Source organism: Acidisoma sp. (assembly GCF_965199065.1).
In the GTDB taxonomy this organism is placed as follows: Bacteria; Pseudomonadota; Alphaproteobacteria; order Acetobacterales; family Acetobacteraceae; genus Acidisoma.
The window spans coordinates 1,750,405-1,769,044 of the sequence record NZ_CBDAQN010000003.1 but is presented as its reverse complement, the minus strand read 5'-3'; the positions used below and the strand labels follow the sequence as shown (position 1 = coordinate 1,769,044).

The window sequence follows — 18,640 nt, the reverse complement described above, 5'->3', positions numbered from 1 at the left end:
GTCAGGCGGCCCTCGTCATCGGGCGCAGCCCAAGCTCGTCGAGCGTCTCTCCCATCGCCTTCACTGCGCGGAGGATGTCGTGCCGCGTGATGGCCCCTATTGCTCCTATCCGCATGCTGGGTTCTTCGGTGTTGCGGAAGTTGCTGATCAGCACGCCGCGCCGCTTCAGCGCCTCGACGAAGCGGCGCAGGTCCCAGCTCGGCTGAACTGGAGCGTGGACGTTCATGATGATTGGCCCCTGGATGGCGCGCGGCAGGAAGGGCCGCAGTCCAAGGCCTTCGATCCCATCATACAAGGCCGACATGTTGTCGCGGTATCGCGCGAGGCGGGCTTCGCGTCCGCCCTCCGCATCGAGCCGGTCGAGCGCCGTCCCGAGCGCCGCCAAGGCCTGGATCGGCGGCGTGAAGCGGCCTGCACCGGGGCCGTTGGTGAGGCCATTCTGGTAGATGTCGGCGAGGTCGAAGGACCAGCTTCCGGCCTGCCCCGCGCAGTCCTCCAATCGCTGGACCGGGCATACGGCCATGCTGAACCCGGGCAGCGCTTCCAGGCACTTGTTCGGCGTGAAGATCAGCGCGTCGATCTCCGGATGATCGGCGACCGCGATCGGCAGCGCCCCGAAGGCGGAGACCGCGTCCAGGATCATCCGCCGCCCGAGTCCGCGGACCACGGCGCCGATCGCCTCCGGATCATGGACGATGCCGGTGCTCGTCTCGCTGTAGACCAGGCCGAGATGGGTGATGCCAGGGTCCGCGCGTAAGGCTGCTTCGACCGCCGCGGCAGGCAGCGGCTCCGTCAGCGAGGCAGGCAGGATCGCCACCCGGCGGCCAGCCTCGCGCGCCAGCCGGACCATGCGGTCGGCATATTGGCCCGTCGCGGGGACCAGGATGCCGCCAACAGAGCTGTCTTGCTCCGGGGGCACGAAGGTGCGGATCGCCGCCTCGACCATGAAGTGGCCAGAGCCCGGGAGCGGCAGCGCGACATGAACGCCTTCCTGCCCGCCAGCCAAGGTCCGCAGCCGCGCCAGCAGCGTGGCAATCTCGGCGCGGATGTCGTGATCCCAGGGTGCGATGTCCCGGTTAGCGGCGGCGCGCACGTCGGTATGGGTCATCACAGGACCCGGTATCAGCAGCAGCATCGTCGCAGGCTCTCTCACTCGCTGTGCAATGAGCACTCGCTCTGGCGCTGGCTTGGCACGATGCGGTGCGCAGATCTACCCAAAAGGGTCGCTACGACTCCATCGCAGTGCGCCGCTTTTGCTGGTAAAGAGGCCACATGTCGATGCCATTCGCCCTTCCGCCCTGGCTTCCCTGGTGGGTGCCGATTCTCGTCCTGGTTCCCGCCATCCTCTACGCGCTGCTTTTTCTGCTGATGCCGTTCAGCGTCATCGGGGTCAAAGGGCGCCTTGATGTCATCGAGGCGCGACTGGATGAGCTTCAGGGCGAGATCCGTACGCTCTCGCTGCGTCTCGGCGAACCCGCACGCCATTCGTTCCGCCCGGACGAAGATGCCTACGACACGACCCCGCTCGCACCCGCACGCCCTGCCGCCGCGTCGCCGGTCACCCGGCCGCCGGTTCCGCCCGCGCACGATCCCTATGATTACGATGACCGCCCCGCACCCTCGTCGCGGACGATCCGGTCGATCAGGCCCGTCCGTGGGGAGCGCGATGAACCGCGGGGCAGCCGCGCCGAACCGCGCTTCGACTGAGCAGACACGCACGCTAGGGAGCGATAGCCGCAACATGCGAATCAGTGCGATCCAGATGAACCCTGGGGCCGACAAGCGTCAGAACATCGCCCAGGCGCGCGAGCTGATCCAGGGCGTACTCGCCGACGGCCGGCCGAGGCTCATTGCCCTGCCCGAGATGTGGTCCTGCCTGGGCGGCGACCGGGAGACGAAGTTTCGTGAGGCCGAGGAGTTGCCGCCCGAAGGCTCCAACGCCGCCGGCGGCGAAGCGTACGAGTTCCTGCGGGAAGTCGCCCGCGGCAACGAGATCTACGTGCATGGCGGCTCGATCGGCGAATTGGCGGGCGACCGGCTCTACAACACGACGGTCGTATTCGGACCGGAGGGGCAGGAGATCGCCCGCTACCGCAAGATCCACCTGTTCGACATCGTGACGCCGGATGGTCAGGGCTACCGCGAGAGCGCCGTCTTCAGGGCCGGCGACCGGGTGGTCACGTTCAGGGCGCAGGACATCACTTTCGGCCTTGCCATCTGCTATGATGTCCGTTTTCCGGAGCTCTTCCTGCAGCTGCGGCGGGCTGGGGCCGAGGTCATCTTCCTGCCGGCGGCCTTCACGCTCCAGACTGGCCGCGACCACTGGGAGGTTCTGTTGCGAGCGCGCGCGATCGAAACGCAGTGCTGGCTGGTGGCACCGGCCTGCTACGGGCGCCACTTTGACGGCAACAACGATCCACGGGTCACCTACGGACATTCGCTCATCTGCGACCCATGGGGGCTGGTGACTGCTCGCGCCTCAGACGGCATCGGCTGGGCGACGGGGCGGGTCGATCAGGCGATCACCCAAAGAATGCGGCGCGACATGCCGGTGCTCGAGCATCGGAAGCTGGCGTGAGCCTCACCCAGACACTTAACCGGGCGAGCGGGCAGCTCGCACTGGATCAGGTCCTCGGCGGCACGTCTTTGTCCCGCATCGCCTTTGTCGCCTCCACCGCCCCGCAGGCGCAGGAGGGGCTGGAACGTCTGTCGATCCGCTACGGCAACCTGCCGGTGCAGGAGGCGCAGGTCGTCGTCGCTCTCGGTGGTGACGGCTTCATGCTCGAGACGATGCACAGCGTTCTTGGCCGTGCGATCCCCGTCTATGGAATGAACTGCGGCTCCGTCGGCTTTCTGATGAACAGCTTCATCGAGGAGGCCCTCCCTGAGCGGCTGGGCGCCGCTCAGGGCGCGGTGCTGCATCCGTTGCGCATGCACACGGTCACTCAGACCGGCGCCGTCGAGGAGGCGCTCGCGCTCAATGAGGTCAGCCTCCTCCGCCAGCTTCGGCAGACGGCCAAAATTCGCATCTCGGTGGATGGCCGGGTGCGGCTCCCGGAGCTCATCTGTGACGGCATCCTCATCTCCACGCCCGCCGGCTCAACCGCCTACAACCTGTCCGCCCATGGCCCGATCGTGCCGCTGTCGGCCAATCTTCTGCCGCTGACGCCGATCAGCGCCTTCCGGCCAAGGCGGTGGCACGGCGCCCTGTTACCGAGTTCGGCCGATGTCCTTTTCGAGGTGCTGGATGTGGATAAGCGCCCGGTTGCGGCGGTCGCCGATAGCTTCGAGGTGCGGCGCGTCGTTTCGGTCGCTGTCAGCGAGGAGCGGAGCATGTCCGTGACCGTGCTGTTCGACCCCGATCACGGGCTTTCGGAACGCATCCTGACGGAACAGTTCACCGCATGAACGATGTCGCTGGGTCTCCCGAGCCTGAAGCGAAGCTGCGCGCTCTTCTCGACATCATGGCGCGTCTTCGAGACCCGGTGAGCGGTTGCGCCTGGGACGTGGAGCAGAGCCACGCCTCCATCGCCCCTTACGCAATTGAGGAAGCATACGAAGTCGCGGAGGCGATCGCGACCGGCGACACCTCGGCGCTTCGGGATGAGCTTGGCGATCTGCTTCTGCAGGTCGTCTTCCACAGCCAGATGGCGGCCGAGGCCGGGACCTTCACCTTCGCCGATGTTGCCACGAGCATCTCCGACAAGCTGATCCGCCGTCATCCGCATATCTTCGCCGACGCCGCCCAGCGGGACGCCCGCGGCCAGACGATCGCCTGGGAGGCGCAGAAGGCCGAGGAACGCGCCGCCAAGAAGAAGGCGGCGGTCAGCGCGCTCGACGGCGTCGCGGTGACGCTTCCGGCGCTGACACGCGCGCAGAAACTGTCGGCTCGCGCGGCGCGGGTAGGTTTCGATTGGCCGAACCTCGCGGACCTCTTCGCCAAGCTCGATGAGGAAGTGGCAGAGCTGCAGGCCGAGATTGCGTCCGCCGCCCCTGAGCGGCTGGCGGATGAAATGGGCGACCTGCTGTTCGTCATGGCAAATCTGTGCCGTAAGCTAGGTCTGGATAGCGAAGCGACGCTACGGGCCGCTAACGCCAAATTTACCCGGCGCTTCCAGGCTGTCGAGCGCCGCCTTGCAGCCGAAGGTCGTCCACCGACAGACGCCACTCTGGCCGAAATGGAAGCGCATTGGGCGGCGGTTAAATCCGCGGAAACATCATCGCAGGCGGGCGACTGAGGTCGTCGGCGTGGTAAAGGGGCGCCATGATCGATACCCCTGATACGCCCCTTTCCTCTCCTGTCCTGCCGCGCCGCCGCCGCACCGGACGGCGGATTCTCATTGCGGTCGTCCTCATCGTCATCGTGCTGCCGGTGGCGGCGGCCCTCGTCGCCTTCCTGACCTTCAACCCCAATGCCTACAAGAGCCAGATCGCCGCTGCTGTCGCTCAGGCGACAGGCCGCGACGTAACCCTTGCCGGCCCCTTGGCGGTCAAGCTCTCCTGGGTGCCGACCCTTACAGCTCAGGATGTGCGGCTCGCCAACATCCCTGGCGGGTCCTCGCCCGAGATGGCGCGGATCGACGAGATCGAGACGCGCATTGCCCTCCTGCCGATGCTGCAACACCGGCTTGAAATTCAGGCTCTCGTCCTGCGCCATCCCGCTGTATTGCTTGAGCGGACCGCCGACGGGCGGGCGAACTGGCTGTTCCAGCCGGCAACGCCCAGTAGCCCGACGAGCCCGTCACCAATGACGGTCAACAGCAGTGCCGGCCCTTGGCGCGTCGCCATCGACAGTCTCGAGATCGTCGACGGGCAGTTCACCTACCGTGATGGAACCAGCCGCACGTCCGCCAGCCTCGCTGTATCGCATGCGAGATTGACGGCTCAGGGCAGCGGGACCACCCCACCTGCGTCCGCACCAATGACCGTCTCCGTGGATGCCGTCTGGCAGGGCGTGCCTGTCGGGTTGTCCGGCACCACCGGCCCCTTTGCACACCTGACGGACCCCTCCGACCATAGCATCTGGCCGCTGGACCTCACGCTCTCGACGCAGGGCGCTTCGGTGGAAGCTGCCGGGACCGCCACTGACCCGCGCGACGCACGCGGGTATGCGCTCGATCTTCATGGCTCTATCGCAGCGCTGGAGGCACTGACACCGCTTCTGCCGGCTGGCGTTCGGGCGCAACTTGTCAGCCTGCCGCCGATCCACGGCATCACGGTGAGTGCCCATCTCGTCGATGCTGGCCAAGGCGTGCCGGGCGCGACCAACCTTAGCCTTCAGGCCCAGGGCTCCGATCTCGGCGCGATGTTGCCGGGCCTCAAGCTCGATAGCCTGTCGATGACGACGCCTGCGCTGGACCAGCCGGCGACCGTCGATCTCCTCGGTGAGCGCAACGGCCTCGCCTTCACGCTCTCGGGCTCGCTCGGGCCGCTCGGCGTCCTTCTGCAACCGAAGACGCCTCTGCCCCTCGACCTCGTGCTCACCTCAGCTCAATCCAACCTGCATCTTCAGGGGGCGATCGCCGAACCCTGGGCTCTGCGCGGCCTCAACCTCAACGTCGCTGCGCAGATCGCCGATCTCAGCCGCCTGTCCCCGCTCGCGGGCACAACTCTGCCGCCGGTGGTGACGCTGACCGGCACCGGCGTTCTCAGCGACATGCCGCTGGGCTTGCGCCAGGGCCTGCTGCTCACCTCGCTCGACCTTACAGCCACGCCAGGCGACCTCGAAGGGGCCGCCGGCATCGATTACGGCGCCCGACCCATGGTGACGGCCGATCTTCGGTCGGCCCGGCTCGATCTGGATGCGCTCGCACTGTCGCCTCCCGCCGCGACACCAGCCGCTTCCGTACCGTCGGCCTCTGTTCCCGCGGGCCTGCCACCGCCCCCGCCCGCTGCAACCGCACTGCCGCCACCGTCTCCGGCGCCGCAGGCAGGGCCGCCCAAGCGCATGGTCATCCCTAACCTGCCACTGCCGGTCGCCAGCCTTCGAGCCTTCGACGCAAAGGTTAATCTCGCCTTCGCCAGTGTCCGGCTCGACGGTCTGGAATACCGGGCGCTGGTGACGCAGCTTTCGCTGCTGCGCGGGCTGCTGTCGGTGGCGCCGTCCTCCATCGTCATCCCTGGCGGGGAAATGGTCGCCGCCGGCCAGTTCGATGCACGTGGCTCCACGCCTCACGCCTCCTTCGCGATGCAGGCCCCGAACCTCGCCATCGCGCCGCTCCTCGGCGCTCTTCAAGTGCCGACCGCCGCCAACGGGTTGGTGCAGGTCTTCGCCAACCTCACCGGCTCGGGAACGACCACGCAGGCGCTGGCGGCCAGTTTGAACGGATCCATCGGGATTGCGGCCGTCAATGGCGTCATCGACGGCCAGGCGCTGGCCGCCCTAATCCGTCCCGCCGTTCATGCTGCGCGGGTCATTCCGCCCGAATTGCTTAATGCGGCGGGCCAGATCCCACTGCGCTGCCTCGCCCTCCGCATCGATGCGACGAACGGCGTCGGCGCCGTCAACGCCCTCGTGCTGGATACGACCGCCCTGCTGCTGCAGGGAAGCGGATCGCTCGATTTCGGCAAGGAGACTCTGGCGCTCGCGCTGCAACCCAATCTCTACCTCGGCGGCACCGAGTTGACCGTGCCTCTCACAGTGAGCGGCTATTTTGCCGACCCGCATCTGGGCAAGGTCGGCAGCGTGGTCATCAGCGAGCGCCCGGACGGAGGTCAGGGGATCAACGGGCTGTTCCAGTCCCTGGTCGGCGGCAGGCATCGGGCGCCTCCCGTTTCACCGGCCTGTGCCCCAGCGCTTGTGCTGGCGCGCAACGGGCAGGCTGGCCCGGCTCCGGATGGCGGCAATGCTGGCCTCCTCGGGAAGCCGATCAACCTGCTCCAGCAACTCTTGCACGGCCAATAGCCATGAAGCGCTTCTGGGAGCGGGTGGACGTCGATGCGGAAGGCGACGGCTACATCATCCGGCTGGACGACAAACCCATGCGCCTGCCGGGCGGCGACACGTTGCTCATCGGCCAGCGGCCGCTCGCCGTGGCTATTGCCGACGAATGGCGTTCGCCGCCGATCGGAGCGCCTATCACTCCCAACCATCTGCCGCTGACGCAGCTAGCGGCGACGGCGACGTTCCGGATCGCGCCCGCACCCACCGATACCGCGACTTCGATCGCGGCCTATGCCCGAAGCGACCTGCTCTGCTACCGCGCGGAGGAGCCGCCCGATCTTGTCCAGCGCCAGAATGCGGCATGGCAGCCTTGGCTCGACTGGGCTGCCGGGCGGTATGACGCAATGCTGGCAGCTACGCGGGGCTTAAGCCTCATCGACCAGAACCCGAACGCACTTGCCGCCCTCGCCCGGGCCGTTGCATCGCACGACGCGCATGGCCTTGCCGGGCTGGGCGTGATGGTGCCGATAATGGGCAGTCTGGTGCTCGGGCTTGCGGTCGTGGAGGGCGCTCTGGAGGCCGATGCCGCGTTCCAGATCTCCGTTCTGGACGAGCTTTTCCAGGAGGAGCATTGGGGCGGGGACGACGAGGCAGCGGCCCGCCGGGCGCGCGCCGCTCAGGAGGTGAAAATGGCCGCCCGGTATGTCCTGCTGACGCGAGGCTCCGCATGAGCAGCAAGCGTCTGATCATGTCCGGCCGGGTTCAGGGCGTCGGATTTCGGGCCTGGATGGTGGAGCGTGCGACAGCCCTCGGCGTCGATGGCTGGGTTCGCAACCGGAGCAACGGGACTGTCGAGGCACTGATCAGCGGCACCGCCGATGCAGTGGAGGAACTTGCCCGGGCCTGCAGGCGTGGACCGCGATTCGCCCAGGTCGACAGCGTCATCGAGGAAATCGCCGAGCCACCGGAAGAGCCCGGCTTCCTGTTGATGCCGGGCGCCTGAGCCGCGGCGCGACGTTCAGGCGTCCGGCGCGGCGGCTGTGATGGGTATTTCCCGCGCCTCGACCGAATTACCACGCCCGTCGTCGGATGAATCCCGGTCCTGCGAGAACTCATTCTCCTCGGACGACGAGATGTCTTCGCCGTTGCGGCGCTGATTGCCGTTTTGATGCACAGCCTGCTGCTGATGTTGAGCAGCGGCCTGGTTGATGGCGCTCACGATGCGAAAGTAGTGCTCCGCATGCTGGAAGTAGCCTTCCCCCATCACCCGGTCGCCCGAGCTCGTGGCATCACGCCCAAGCTGCAGATACTTCTCGAAGAGCTGCTGGGCGGTTCCGCGGATACGCAGGTCCGGCCCATTGCTGTCGAAAACGTGGTTGCGATTGAGCGGCACCCCACCACTGGCCCCGCCGGAACTCTGGTGACGCATGGCACCGCCATTGCCGCCACCTCCACCCCCGGTGGCCCCATTCCCGCGATGGCCGCGACCACGCATACGTTTAATATTCATTATTACGACGAATCGCTTTCCTGTTCGCAACCCGGCCATGCTCGTGCGTCACGAGGGTCAAGACGGAGCGAGGTTGCACGCTTCGGACTTGGTTCCACAAACTGGGGTCCGGGCCGAGGCCCTGGGAACCTTGTCGCGGACTGTTGCAGGTCAACCGCTGTAAAGATCGGCTGCACCACGCAGGGCGCACGCTAGCCCGCGCGCTTCGGGAAGCCAACCGTTTTTTAAGACCACCGTAGAATCATCACACGTGGATGCCCTGCAAGGTCTTCGCGCACAGCGACGATCTTCAGACCCGCAAGGCGGGCCAAATCAAGCAAGGCCGGGGCCTGCCCACCCCGAATTCGAAAAGCGCGGTGCCGCCGGGCGCAAGCCTCTCATGCAGATCCGGGAACAGTGTCCGGTAGGGGTCCAGCCCGTCAGCGCCGCCGTCCAAGGCGAGATGCGGCTCGTGAAGCGCCACCTCCGGCATCAGCCCGGATATGTCCTGAGCCGGGATATAGGGCGGATTGCAGAGTAGGAGGTCGAAGCGACCGATAGTCGCCTGCGTCCAGCTGCCGGCCATGATAGCGGCGCGATGGGACAAACCTAGCCGCTCCGCGTTCCGTTTTGCCACCATAGCCGCCGCCGGCGCACGGTCGACGCCAAGCCCCCATGCGCCGGGGAATTCGGTGAGTGCCGCCAGCAGGAGGCAACCGGTGCCGGTGCCAAGGTCGAGAACACGCTCGATCCTGCGGTCTTCGTGAAGCGCCACCGCAGCTTCGATGATCAACTCAGACTCCGGGCGCGGGATGAGGGTATCCGCCGTCACCAGAAAATCGAGGCTCCAAAACTCGCGATGGCCGAGAAGAACGGCCGCCGGCACTCGCTCCGCGCGCCGTGCGAGCAGTCGCTCAAAGCGCCCATCCTCGTCGGGTGCGACGTGTCCTCCCCGTCGGCGCAGCAGACCCGCCAGATCGACCCCCAGGGCATGAGCCAGGAGGATCCGAGCCTCGCGATGCGGCTCGTCGACGCCGGCCGCGCGAGAGCGGCGGTCGCTGTCCGGAGCACGTCCTCAAGCGGGCGCGTCACGCGTCGGCGGAGGTGAAGCTCGCAAGGCGCGCGGCCTGATCCTCGGCGGCCAGAGCCGCGATGATCTCGTCCAGATCGCCCATGATGACCCGGTCGATCTTGTAGAGGGTGAGGTTGATGCGGTGATCGGTCACCCGGCCTTGCGGAAAGTTATAGGTGCGGATGCGCTCGCTACGGTCGCCGGTGCCGACCTGCGAGCGACGATCCGCTGCCCTGGTCGCATGCAGGCTGGCACGCTGCCGCTCGTACATCCGGGCGCGCAGTATCTTCATCGCCTTCGCCTTGTTCTTGTGCTGGCTCTTCTCTTCCTGCATCGCCACCACGATCCCGGTGGGAATATGCGTGATGCGAACGGCGCTTTCGGTTTTGTTGACGTGCTGCCCGCCGGCCCCCGAGGCGCGGTAGACATCGATCCTGAGGTCGCCCTCGTTGACCTCGACATCGACCTCCTCGGCCTCCGGCAGCACCGCAACGGTGACGGTGGAGGTGTGGATGCGTCCCTGGCTCTCGGTCTCGGGCACACGCTGCACGCGATGCACGCCGGACTCGAACTTCAGCCGGGCGAACACGTTCCGGCCGGTGACGTTGGCGATGCCCTCCTTGAGCCCGCCAAGTTCCGTGTCCCCATACTCCATGATCTCGAAGCGCCAGCCTTGCGCTTCGGCATAACGCTGGTACATGCCGAACAGCTGCGAAGCGAAGAGCCCCGCCTCGTCGCCGCCCGCCGCCGGACGGATCTCGAGGATGGCCGAGCGCTCGTCGGCCTCGTCCTTGGGCAGCAACGCAAGCTGGATCTCGCTTTCGAGCTGCGGGATGCGGCCCTTCAACGATTGGGTCTCGGCTTCCGCCAGTTCCTTCATCTCCGGGTCAGCCAGCATGGCGGAGGCTTCGGCCATGCTTCGCTCAGTCGTCCGAAGCTCGTTAATCAGAGCAACGACTTGCTCGATCTCCGCCAGCTCGCGGGATGCGCGAACGAAACCCTCGCCCGTCACGCCCGAAGAGAGTTGATCGCGCAATTCATCGGCGCGCGCCACGATGTCATCGAATTTGGCGGCCAGACTCACGCAACCGGCTCCGTCGGCAAGGCGTGCAGCGCCATCGGCAGATCTGCCAGCGAAACCTCGCGCTGTTCGCCGCTGACGAGATCCTTGAGCTGCGCGACACCGCGCGCGGCTTCCTCGGCGCCAAGAATGACAGCGGCCCGGGCACCGTTGCGATTTGCCCGTTCCATGCGCCGGCGCAGATTGCCGCGGTAGCCGATCTCGCTGCGGATACCGGCGCCGCGGAGCGTCTGGACGAGGGCGAAGGCCTCTGCCTCGGCATCGTCGCCGGCGGGGATGACTGCGACGAGGCCGTTCACCGTCTTTGGCTGCGCGATGAGCATGGCCATCCGCTCGATGCCTGCTGCCCAGCCGACCGCCGGCGTCTGCGGACCACCCATTTCGGCTACAAGGCCGTCATAACGGCCACCGCCCATGACCGTGCCCTGAGCACCGAGGCTCGTCGTGACGAATTCGAACGCCGTGTGGTTGTAGTAGTCGAGGCCGCGAACGATACGGGGGTTCTCGGCGAAGGGAATGGCGAGGCGGGCAAGATGTCCGCGCACCGTGTCATAGAAGCGGGCGGCCTCGACGGTCAGATGCGCAGCGATTGTGGGCGCGTCGGCGACGATACGCTTGTCGCCCTCGTCCTTGCTGTCGAGGATGCGCATGGGATTTCGTGTCAGCCTTGCCCGGCTGTCCTCCGACAGCGCCGTCTCATGAGCCGTGAAGTAGCCGACGAGCGCCGCGCGATAGGCGGCCCGGCTCTCGGCGTCCCCGAGCGTGTTGATCTCCAGCATCACGTCCGCGGCCAGCCCGAGTTCCCTCAGGATTTGCCAGCCGCAGGCGATGACCTCGGCATCTGCCAGGGGTTCGGCCGGGCCGATCAGCTCCAGCCCGATCTGGTGGAACTGGCGGTAGCGGCCCTTCTGCGGCCGCTCGTACCGGAACATCGGCCCCGCATAGAAGACCTTCTGGGGCAGCGACTGGGTGAGACCGTTCGTCACGAGGGCGCGGCAGACGGAGGCCGTCGCCTCTGGGCGCAAGGTGATGCTGTCGCCGCCACGGTCGGCAAAGGTGTACATCTCCTTCGTCACGACGTCTGACGTCTCGCCCAGAGTACGGGAGAACACGCCGGTTTCCTCGAAGATCGGTGTCGACCACTCCTCGTATCCATAGAGTTCCGCAACACGGCGGGCAGCGTCGACCACATGGCGATGACGGCGCATGTCGTCGCCGATGAGATCCCGGGTGCCGCGGACAGGCTGAAGGCTGGTCACGTGTGGAATGGCCTCAAAAATGATCCTGACGATCTAGCAGATCGTCACGCGAATAAGGCTCGCCTATTCCGCCATGGAGACCGGCACCTTGTCCGGCCTGCCACGGCGGCAGGCTCTTGGCGCTCTATTCGGCGGCTTCGGCCTCGGCGTGGATGGTGACCGGCGCGGGCACGAGCTTCGGGTCGGCGGCGCGAAGGGCCGCGGCGCGGGTCTCGACCATCTCGACAACGTGGTCGATCATGGCGTCCTTGTCGATCGTGTGGTCCTGGCGCCCGGCGCTGTAGACCATGTGCCGTCCGGCCCCGCCGCCGGTGATGCCGAGGTCGGTCATCAGGGCTTCGCCCGGCCCATTGACGACGCAGCCGATGATGGAGAGCGTGATCGGCGTCTCGATATGGGCGAGCCGATCCTCGAGCGCCGCGACCGTGCGAATCACATCGAACCCCTGACGCGCGCAGGACGGGCAGGAGATGATCCGGACGCCGCGATGGCGGATGCCCAGCGACTTCAGGATCTCCCAGCCGACATGCACCTCTTCCTCGGGCTCAGCCGAGAGCGAGACGCGCATCGTATCGCCGATGCCGGCCCAGAGCAGCGAGCCCAGACCGATCGAGGATTTCACCGTACCCGTGCGGCGGCCCCCGGCTTCAGTGATGCCAATATGCAGCGGATGGTCGCAAACGTCGGCAAGCTGCTGATACGCGGCGACGGCCATGAAGACATCGGACGCCTTCACGCTGATCTTGAACTCGTGGAAGTCATGGTCCTGGAGGATCTTCGCGTGCTCCAGCGCGCTCTCGACGAGCGCCTCCGGGTTCGGCTCGCCGTACTTCTCCAGCAGGTGCTTTTCCAGTGATCCGGCGTTCACGCCGATGCGGATCGAGCAGCCATGGTCGCGGGCGGCATTCACCACCTCACGGACGCGCTCGGGGCTGCCGATATTGCCGGGGTTGATGCGAAGGCAGGCAGCACCGGCCTGGGCCGCCTCGATCGCTCGACGATAGTGGAAATGAATATCGGCGACGATCGGCACGCTCACCTGCCGCACGATATCCTTGAGCGCGGCCGTGCTCTCCTGATCGGGGCAGGAGACGCGCACGATGTCGACACCCGCGCGCTCCGAAAGCTGGATTTGGGCGACAGTCGCGGCGACATCCGTCGTCAGCGTGTTGGTCATGGTCTGGACGGAGATCGGCGCGTCGCCGCCGACCTTGACGGGGCCGACGCTGATCTGGCGCGAGCGGCGGCGGTCGATCTGCTGATAAGGACGGTAGCTCATCGATTGCTCCTGTTCCGGCTGACGCTGTATCCGGGCGCGAGCGCGGTCATTGGGCCGTGGGGGCTGCCCCATCGGGCTGGGCGCTCGCTGCCCTCAAACTGTCGGCGTCGAGCGGAACATTGCGTAGCACGTGGCCCCTGAGCGGGCCGATCGTATTGCCGGAAAGAATGACTTTGGTTGGCGGAGGCATTGCCCGTCGTCAGCGTGAGCTGGGGCTGATCCGGCACCGTGTAACTGCCGCCGGGATGCAGCACCGTCTCATAGACGACCCGGCCGGCGGCGTTCTTGATCTCGATCCAGGCATCCGCCGTGGCCCGGATGACCATCGGCCCGGGCACGCCTGGGGCGGTTGCGTTGGCCGCCGCGTTGGCAACCCCTTCGGCCGCCTGAACTGGAGCAGGCGTGGTAGTGGCCACGACTGCAGGCGACGCTGCGCCAGAGGAGGCTGCCGCGGGGGCGGATGCCGCTGCAACGGGCGGGGCCGCAGGCGGCATCGGAACCGCAGCTGCCGCAGAGGATGGCGAGACATCGGGCTCGCCGGCAAAACTGGCACCGACCGCCGCCGCATGCAGTTCGGGCGGCACAACCTTTTTCGAACTGGATGGCACCATCATCACCACGCGCGGCCCCGACGGCGGCGCCAGGGGCTCCAGATGCGCGGGCACCTGATCGACGGTCGCCGTCGAACGCAAGCTACGACCGGAGTAGTGATACCAGCCGATATAGCCGCCGATAGCGATAACGGCGCCGACGAGAACAAGGGCTCCGGCCGGCACGCCTCGCTGCGGCACCGGCGCCGGGAACGCGAGCTCAGTCTTGCGGTTGACCTCATTTCGCTCGCCCCGGAAGCGACGAATTGCCTCGTTAGGGTCTAGGCCGAGCGCTGTCGCATAGGTTCGCACAAACCCAACGGTGTAAGCGGGCGCGGGTAGGCCGGCGAGATCACCTTGCTCAATGGCTCGAATGAACGCAGGTTTAAGCTTAAGCGCTTCCGCCACAGGCTCGATGTCCCAACCCAGCCGTTCGCGCGCCGCCCGCAGGTCTCCGCCGATACGTGACGTCCCCACGCCGGGCTGAGCGGGCGCTTCGCCGGGGAAGCCCAAGTCCATCTCCACCCTATCTCTGTGTGTATCCAGGACTGCCACTCTCTACCGTTCCGTGCGGCTCGGCTAACAACGGGCCCGTCACATGTTGCGTGAGCCGGTCCCGCCAGTTCGCCGGGTTTGGGGAAGACCAACAATGCCCTGTTTCGCTGCATCCGTCGACTCGATCAGGGTTAAATCTCCACGAACATCATTGTAGACTTAGTTGTTGCGCAGCCTTTAACGGGCCGCGCAACAACATACCGCCTATCCGCTTATACTGCCGCCTTACTCTGCGGCAATATCGGGACTTGGGAGCTTCGTAAGCTCCTGCCGCAAAACGCGACCCTTGTGCTGACCGGCTGCCACCTGCCGCAACCGGTTCATCACACTGCCCGTGCCCGCCGGGATGAGACGCCCGACGATCACGTTCTCCTTCAGGCCCTGGAGCTGATCCATTTTACCGGCGGTCGCCGCCTCGGTCAGCACACGCGTGGTCTCCTGGAAGGAGGCGGCGCTGATGAAGCTGTGCGTCTGCAGGCTGGCCTTGGTGATGCCCTGCAGTACCGGCGTTGCCGCCGCAACGCGCTCACCCGCCTTGATCCGCTTCTCGTTCTCGAGATCGAACTCCGTCCGGTCGATCTGCTCGCCCGTCAGGAAGGTGGTGTCGCCCGGATCGGTGATCTCGACCTTCTGCAGCATCTGGCGAACGATGACCTCGATGTGCTTGTCGTTGATCTTCACGCCCTGCAGCCGGTACACGTCCTGGATCTCGTTGACGAGATAGTCGGACAGCGCCTCGACACCCAGAACGCGCAGGATGTCGTGCGGCACGCGCGGGCCGTCGACCAGCGGGTCGCCGAGACGCACGAAGTCGCCTTCCTGCACCGAGACGTGCTTGCCCTTCGGCACCAGATACTCGGTCTCCTCGCCGGTCTCGTCGTTCTTCACGATGATACGGCGCTTTGCCTTGTAATCCTTGCCGAATTCCACCCGCCCGTCGATCTCCGCGATGATCGCGTGATCCTTCGGGCGCCGCGCCTCGAACAGCTCCGCCACGCGCGGCAGACCGCCCGTGATGTCGCGCGTCTTGCTGCCCTCGCGCGGAATACGCGCCAGCACGTCACCCGCCGCGACCGTCGCTCCGTTTTCGACCGACAGAATACTGTCGGGCGAAAGGAAGTAGCGCGCCTCGGACCCGTTCGGCAGCTTCACCACGTCGCCCTTGGTGTCCTTGAGCAACATGCGCGGCCGCAGATCGACGGCCTTGGTCGCCTGCTTGTAATCGACGACGACCTTGGAGGTGAGGCCGGTCACCTCGTCCATCCGCTCCACCAGCGTCACGCCCTCCATGACATCGGCGAACTCGATGATGCCGTTGCGCTCCGTGATGATCGGCAGCGTGTACGGATCCCACTCCGCCAGCTTCTGGCCGCGGGCGACGGTGTTGCCGTCATCCGTCAGCAATCGCGCCCCGTAGGGCACACGGAAACGGGCGCGTTCACGGTGGTTCGCATCCTGCAGCACGATCTCGCAGTTCCGGCTCATCACCACGGGCACGCCCGAGCTGTTCGTGACCACGTTGCGGTTGCGCACCTGGACGGTGCCGTCGTGGCTCGCCTCGACGCTCGACTGCTCGGCGCCACGCTGAGCGGCGCCGCCGATGTGGAACGTGCGCATGGTCAGCTGCGTGCCAGGCTCACCGATGGATTGGGCGGCGATGACGCCCACCGCCTCACCGGCGTTGACCGGCGTGCCGCGGGCAAGATCGCGCCCGTAGCAATGGCCGCAGCAGCCGACCGCGGCCTCGCAGGTCAGCACCGAGCGGATCTTCACCGCCTCGACACCCGACTTCTCGATGAGGTCGGCTTCCTCTTCCTCGATCAGGATGTTGTTCTTGACCAGAACCTTGCCTGAAGCCGGGTCGATGATGTCCTCGGCTGAGGTCCGGCCCAGGATGCGCTCGGAGAGCGAGGATACCGTCTCGCCGCCGTCCATGACGGCGCGAACCGTCAGGCCCTTCTCGGTGCCGCAGTCTTCCTCGACGATGATGCTGTCCTGCGCCACGTCCACCAGACGACGGGTCAGGTAGCCGGAGTTGGCCGTCTTCAACGCGGTATCCGCGAGGCCCTTGCGGGCGCCATGGGTCGAGTTGAAGTATTCGAGAACCGACAGGCCTTCCTTGAAGTTGGCGATGATCGGCTGCTCGATGATCTCGCCGGAGGGCTTGGCCATCAGGCCGCGCATGCCGGCCAGCTGACGCATCTGGGCTGGCGACCCACGCGCGCCGGAGTGGCTCATCATCCACACCGAGTTGGTCGGCGTGCCGATCTCCTGCTTGGAGATCTCCTTCATCATGGCGGCTGCAACGCTGTCCGTGCAACGCGACCAGGCGTCAACCACCTTGTTGTAGCGCTCGCCCGCCGTGATCAGGCCGTCCTGATACTGCTGCTCGAACTCCTTGACCTCGTTCTGGGTCTTCAGGATCAGCTCAGGCTTCTCCTTCGGAATGATGAGGTCGTTCTTGCCGAACGACAATCCGGCCTTGGCCGCGTTGGAGAAGCCGAGACCCATCAGGCGATCCGCGAAGATCACGCATTCCTTCTGGCCACAGTGGCGGTACACCGCATCGATCACGTCCGAGACGTTCTTCTTCGTCAGCTGCTTGTTGAGCAGCGCGAAGGGCACGTTCACATGCAGCGGCAGGATCTGGCCGATCAGCATGCGGCCCGGCGTGGTGACGATAATGCGGCGAACCGGCTCGCCGTCATTCTCCTTCACCAGCATGCGGGCGCGGATCTTGTCGTGCATTTGGATGCGCTTGGCCGCCAGAGCGTGCTCCAGCTCGCCGATCGTCCCGAAAGCCGGCGCGTCCTGGTCCTTCGTCGCCCGGAACTCGGGCGTCTCCAGCGACAGGTAGTACAGGCCGAGCACGATGTCCTGGCTCGGCACGATGATCGGCTTGCCGTTCGCAGGGCTGAGGATGTTGTTGGTCGACATCATCAGCACACGGGCTTCCAGCTGCGCCTCGACACTGAGAGGCACATGGACCGCCATCTGGTCGCCATCGAAGTCGGCGTTGAAGGCCGTGCAGACCAGCGGATGCAGCTGGATCGCCTTGCCCTCGATCAGCACCGGCTCGAAGGCCTGGATGCCGAGGCGATGCAAGGTCGGAGCGCGGTTGAGCATCACCGGATGCTCGCGGATGACCTCTTCCAGGATATCCCAGACCTCGGGACGCTCCTTCTCCACCATCCGCTTCGCGGCCTTGATGGTCGTGGCGTGACCGTACTTCTCGAGCTTGGCGTAAATGAAGGGCTTGAACAGCTCCAGCGCCATCTTCTTCGGCAGGCCGCATTGGTGGAGCTTCAACTCCGGACCCACCACGATGACCGAACGGCCGGAATAGTCGACGCGCTTACCGAGCAGGTTCTGACGGAACCGGCCCTGCTTGCCCTTGAGCATGTCAGATAGCGACTTCAGCGGCCGCTTGTTGGCGCCGGTGATCGCACGGCCGCGACGGCCGTTGTCGAACAGGGCGTCGACGCTCTCCTGCAGCATGCGCTTCTCGTTGCGGACGATGATGTCCGGCGCGCGCAGCTCGATCAGCCGCTTCAGGCGGTTGTTGCGGTTGATGACGCGGCGATAAAGGTCATTGAGGTCGGAGGTCGCAAAACGGCCGCCGTCGAGCGGCACCAGCGGACGCAGCTCGGGCGGGATCACCGGCACCACGTCCAGGATCATCCAGCTCGGCTGCGAGCCGGACTCGGCGAAGGCCTCCACCAGCTTGAGGCGCTTGACCAGCTTCTTGCGCTTGGCCTCGCTCGTTGTGGACTTGAGCTCCACCCGCATGCGCGTCTTTTCGGCATCGAGGTCGATGTCGGCCAGGATGCGCTTCACCGCCTCAGCGCCAATGCCGGCGCGGAAACCGTCCTCGCCGAACTCGTCCTGCTTGGCCATCAGCTGATCTTCGGTCAGCATCTGGTGCATCTTGAGATCCGTCGTGCCGGGCTCGAGCACCACATAGCTCTCGAAGTACAGGACTTTCTCGAGGTCCTTCAGCGTCAGGTCGACCATCAGGCCGATGCGGGACGGCAACGACTTGAGGAACCAGATGTGCGCGACCGGCGAGGCGAGCTCGATATGCCCCATGCGCTCGCGGCGGACCTTCGCCAGCGTCACCTCGACGCCGCACTTCTCGCAGATGATGCCGCGGAACTTCATGCGCTTGTACTTGCCGCACAGGCACTCGTAGTCCTTGATCGGGCCGAAGATGCGGGCGCAGAAAAGGCCGTCCCGCTCCGGCTTGAAGGTGCGGTAGTTGATGGTCTCGGGCTTCTTGATCTCTCCGTACGACCAGCTCCGCACCTGCTCGGGCGAGGCAATCTTGATCTGGATCTGGTCAAAGGTCATCGGCTGACCGGTTTGACCCAGGATTTTCATAAGCTCGTTCATGCGGGCTTCACCTTCAAACCGCTCGCCTCGCCGGCTCGGA

The 18,640-nt window shown here is 65.9% G+C and carries 15 protein-coding genes; 7 read left to right on the top strand and 8 right to left on the bottom strand.

Annotated elements, in window-relative coordinates:
* Window position 1: 1 nt before the first annotated feature.
* On the bottom strand, window positions 2–1,135 hold the full coding sequence (locus tag ACOEQ1_RS16360) for a 2-aminoethylphosphonate--pyruvate transaminase (RefSeq protein ID WP_419760289.1): 1,134 nt from the start codon (window positions 1,133–1,135) through the stop codon (window positions 2–4).
* Between the two features lie 137 nt (window positions 1,136–1,272).
* Between ACOEQ1_RS16360 and ACOEQ1_RS16355 the strand changes: the two genes are divergently transcribed.
* The 7 genes from ACOEQ1_RS16355 (at window position 1,273) to ACOEQ1_RS16325 (ending at window position 7,886) form a co-directional block, all read left to right on the top strand.
* Complete coding sequence (locus ACOEQ1_RS16355) at window positions 1,273–1,707, top strand: hypothetical protein (protein ID WP_419760288.1); 435 nt, start codon at window positions 1,273–1,275, stop codon at window positions 1,705–1,707.
* A 34-nt stretch (window positions 1,708–1,741) separates the two neighbouring features.
* Window positions 1,742–2,578, top strand: a complete 837-nt coding sequence (locus tag ACOEQ1_RS16350) for a carbon-nitrogen hydrolase family protein (RefSeq protein WP_419760287.1) — start codon at window positions 1,742–1,744, stop codon at window positions 2,576–2,578.
* 68 nt (window positions 2,579–2,646) lie between these two features.
* A complete protein-coding gene (locus ACOEQ1_RS16345; protein ID WP_419760726.1) occupies window positions 2,647–3,408 on the top strand; it encodes an NAD kinase in 762 nt (253 codons plus the stop codon).
* Window positions 3,405–4,238, top strand: a complete 834-nt coding sequence (gene mazG, locus ACOEQ1_RS16340; protein ID WP_419760286.1) for a nucleoside triphosphate pyrophosphohydrolase — start codon at window positions 3,405–3,407, stop codon at window positions 4,236–4,238. Before ACOEQ1_RS16345 ends, mazG begins: the two co-directional genes overlap by 4 nt.
* Window positions 4,239–4,264: 26 nt before the next feature.
* Complete coding sequence (locus ACOEQ1_RS16335) at window positions 4,265–6,904, top strand: AsmA family protein (RefSeq protein WP_419760285.1); 2,640 nt, start codon at window positions 4,265–4,267, stop codon at window positions 6,902–6,904.
* 2 nt (window positions 6,905–6,906) lie between these two features.
* The gene (locus ACOEQ1_RS16330) at window positions 6,907–7,614 is read left to right on the top strand and encodes an ATP12 family chaperone protein (RefSeq protein WP_419760284.1); all 708 of its coding nucleotides are present in this window, start codon (window positions 6,907–6,909) and stop codon (window positions 7,612–7,614) included.
* Window positions 7,611–7,886: an acylphosphatase gene (locus ACOEQ1_RS16325; protein ID WP_419760283.1), complete on the top strand. Its 276-nt coding sequence runs from the start codon at window positions 7,611–7,613 to the stop codon at window positions 7,884–7,886. Before ACOEQ1_RS16330 ends, ACOEQ1_RS16325 begins: the two co-directional genes overlap by 4 nt.
* A gap of 15 nt (window positions 7,887–7,901) precedes the next feature.
* On the opposite strand, the gene ACOEQ1_RS16320 is transcribed toward ACOEQ1_RS16325, so the two are convergent.
* From ACOEQ1_RS16320 to rpoC, 7 genes are all read right to left on the bottom strand, one after another.
* The gene (locus ACOEQ1_RS16320) at window positions 7,902–8,393 is read right to left on the bottom strand and encodes a DUF4167 domain-containing protein (RefSeq protein WP_419760725.1); all 492 of its coding nucleotides are present in this window, start codon (window positions 8,391–8,393) and stop codon (window positions 7,902–7,904) included.
* 289 nt (window positions 8,394–8,682) lie between these two features.
* A complete protein-coding gene (gene prmC / locus ACOEQ1_RS16315; RefSeq protein ID WP_419760724.1) occupies window positions 8,683–9,372 on the bottom strand; it encodes a peptide chain release factor N(5)-glutamine methyltransferase in 690 nt (229 codons plus the stop codon).
* A gap of 88 nt (window positions 9,373–9,460) precedes the next feature.
* The gene (prfA, locus tag ACOEQ1_RS16310) at window positions 9,461–10,528 is read right to left on the bottom strand and encodes a peptide chain release factor 1 (RefSeq protein WP_419760282.1); all 1,068 of its coding nucleotides are present in this window, start codon (window positions 10,526–10,528) and stop codon (window positions 9,461–9,463) included.
* Window positions 10,525–11,784: a histidine--tRNA ligase gene (gene hisS / locus ACOEQ1_RS16305; protein ID WP_419760281.1), complete on the bottom strand. Its 1,260-nt coding sequence runs from the start codon at window positions 11,782–11,784 to the stop codon at window positions 10,525–10,527. The genes prfA and hisS overlap by 4 nt, the downstream gene beginning before the upstream one ends.
* Window positions 11,785–11,908: 124 nt before the next feature.
* Window positions 11,909–13,063, bottom strand: coding sequence for a flavodoxin-dependent (E)-4-hydroxy-3-methylbut-2-enyl-diphosphate synthase (gene ispG / locus ACOEQ1_RS16300; protein WP_419760280.1), 1,155 nt, complete (start codon window positions 13,061–13,063; stop codon window positions 11,909–11,911).
* The gene (locus ACOEQ1_RS16295) at window positions 13,060–14,172 is read right to left on the bottom strand and encodes a helix-turn-helix domain-containing protein (protein ID WP_419760279.1); all 1,113 of its coding nucleotides are present in this window, start codon (window positions 14,170–14,172) and stop codon (window positions 13,060–13,062) included. Before ACOEQ1_RS16295 ends, ispG begins: the two co-directional genes overlap by 4 nt.
* 261 nt (window positions 14,173–14,433) lie before the next feature.
* On the bottom strand, window positions 14,434–18,600 hold the full coding sequence (gene rpoC / locus ACOEQ1_RS16290; RefSeq protein WP_419760278.1) for a DNA-directed RNA polymerase subunit beta': 4,167 nt from the start codon (window positions 18,598–18,600) through the stop codon (window positions 14,434–14,436).
* Window positions 18,601–18,640 lie beyond the last annotated feature (40 nt).

Coding starts and splice junctions, on each gene's coding strand:
- rpoC (WP_419760278.1), bottom strand. CDS start 18,600: ATGAACGAGCTTATGAAAATCCTGGGTCAAACCGGTCAGCCGATGACC.
- ACOEQ1_RS16325 (WP_419760283.1), top strand. CDS start 7,611: ATGAGCAGCAAGCGTCTGATCATGTCCGGCCGGGTTCAGGGCGTCGGA.
- ACOEQ1_RS16330 (WP_419760284.1), top strand. CDS start 6,907: ATGAAGCGCTTCTGGGAGCGGGTGGACGTCGATGCGGAAGGCGACGGC.
- ACOEQ1_RS16360 (WP_419760289.1), bottom strand. CDS start 1,135: ATGCTGCTGCTGATACCGGGTCCTGTGATGACCCATACCGACGTGCGC.
- mazG (WP_419760286.1), top strand. CDS start 3,405: ATGAACGATGTCGCTGGGTCTCCCGAGCCTGAAGCGAAGCTGCGCGCT.
- ACOEQ1_RS16335 (WP_419760285.1), top strand. CDS start 4,265: ATGATCGATACCCCTGATACGCCCCTTTCCTCTCCTGTCCTGCCGCGC.
- ACOEQ1_RS16320 (WP_419760725.1), bottom strand. CDS start 8,393: ATGAATATTAAACGTATGCGTGGTCGCGGCCATCGCGGGAATGGGGCC.
- ACOEQ1_RS16350 (WP_419760287.1), top strand. CDS start 1,742: ATGCGAATCAGTGCGATCCAGATGAACCCTGGGGCCGACAAGCGTCAG.
- ACOEQ1_RS16355 (WP_419760288.1), top strand. CDS start 1,273: ATGTCGATGCCATTCGCCCTTCCGCCCTGGCTTCCCTGGTGGGTGCCG.
- ACOEQ1_RS16295 (WP_419760279.1), bottom strand. CDS start 14,172: ATGGACTTGGGCTTCCCCGGCGAAGCGCCCGCTCAGCCCGGCGTGGGG.
- ispG (WP_419760280.1), bottom strand. CDS start 13,063: ATGAGCTACCGTCCTTATCAGCAGATCGACCGCCGCCGCTCGCGCCAG.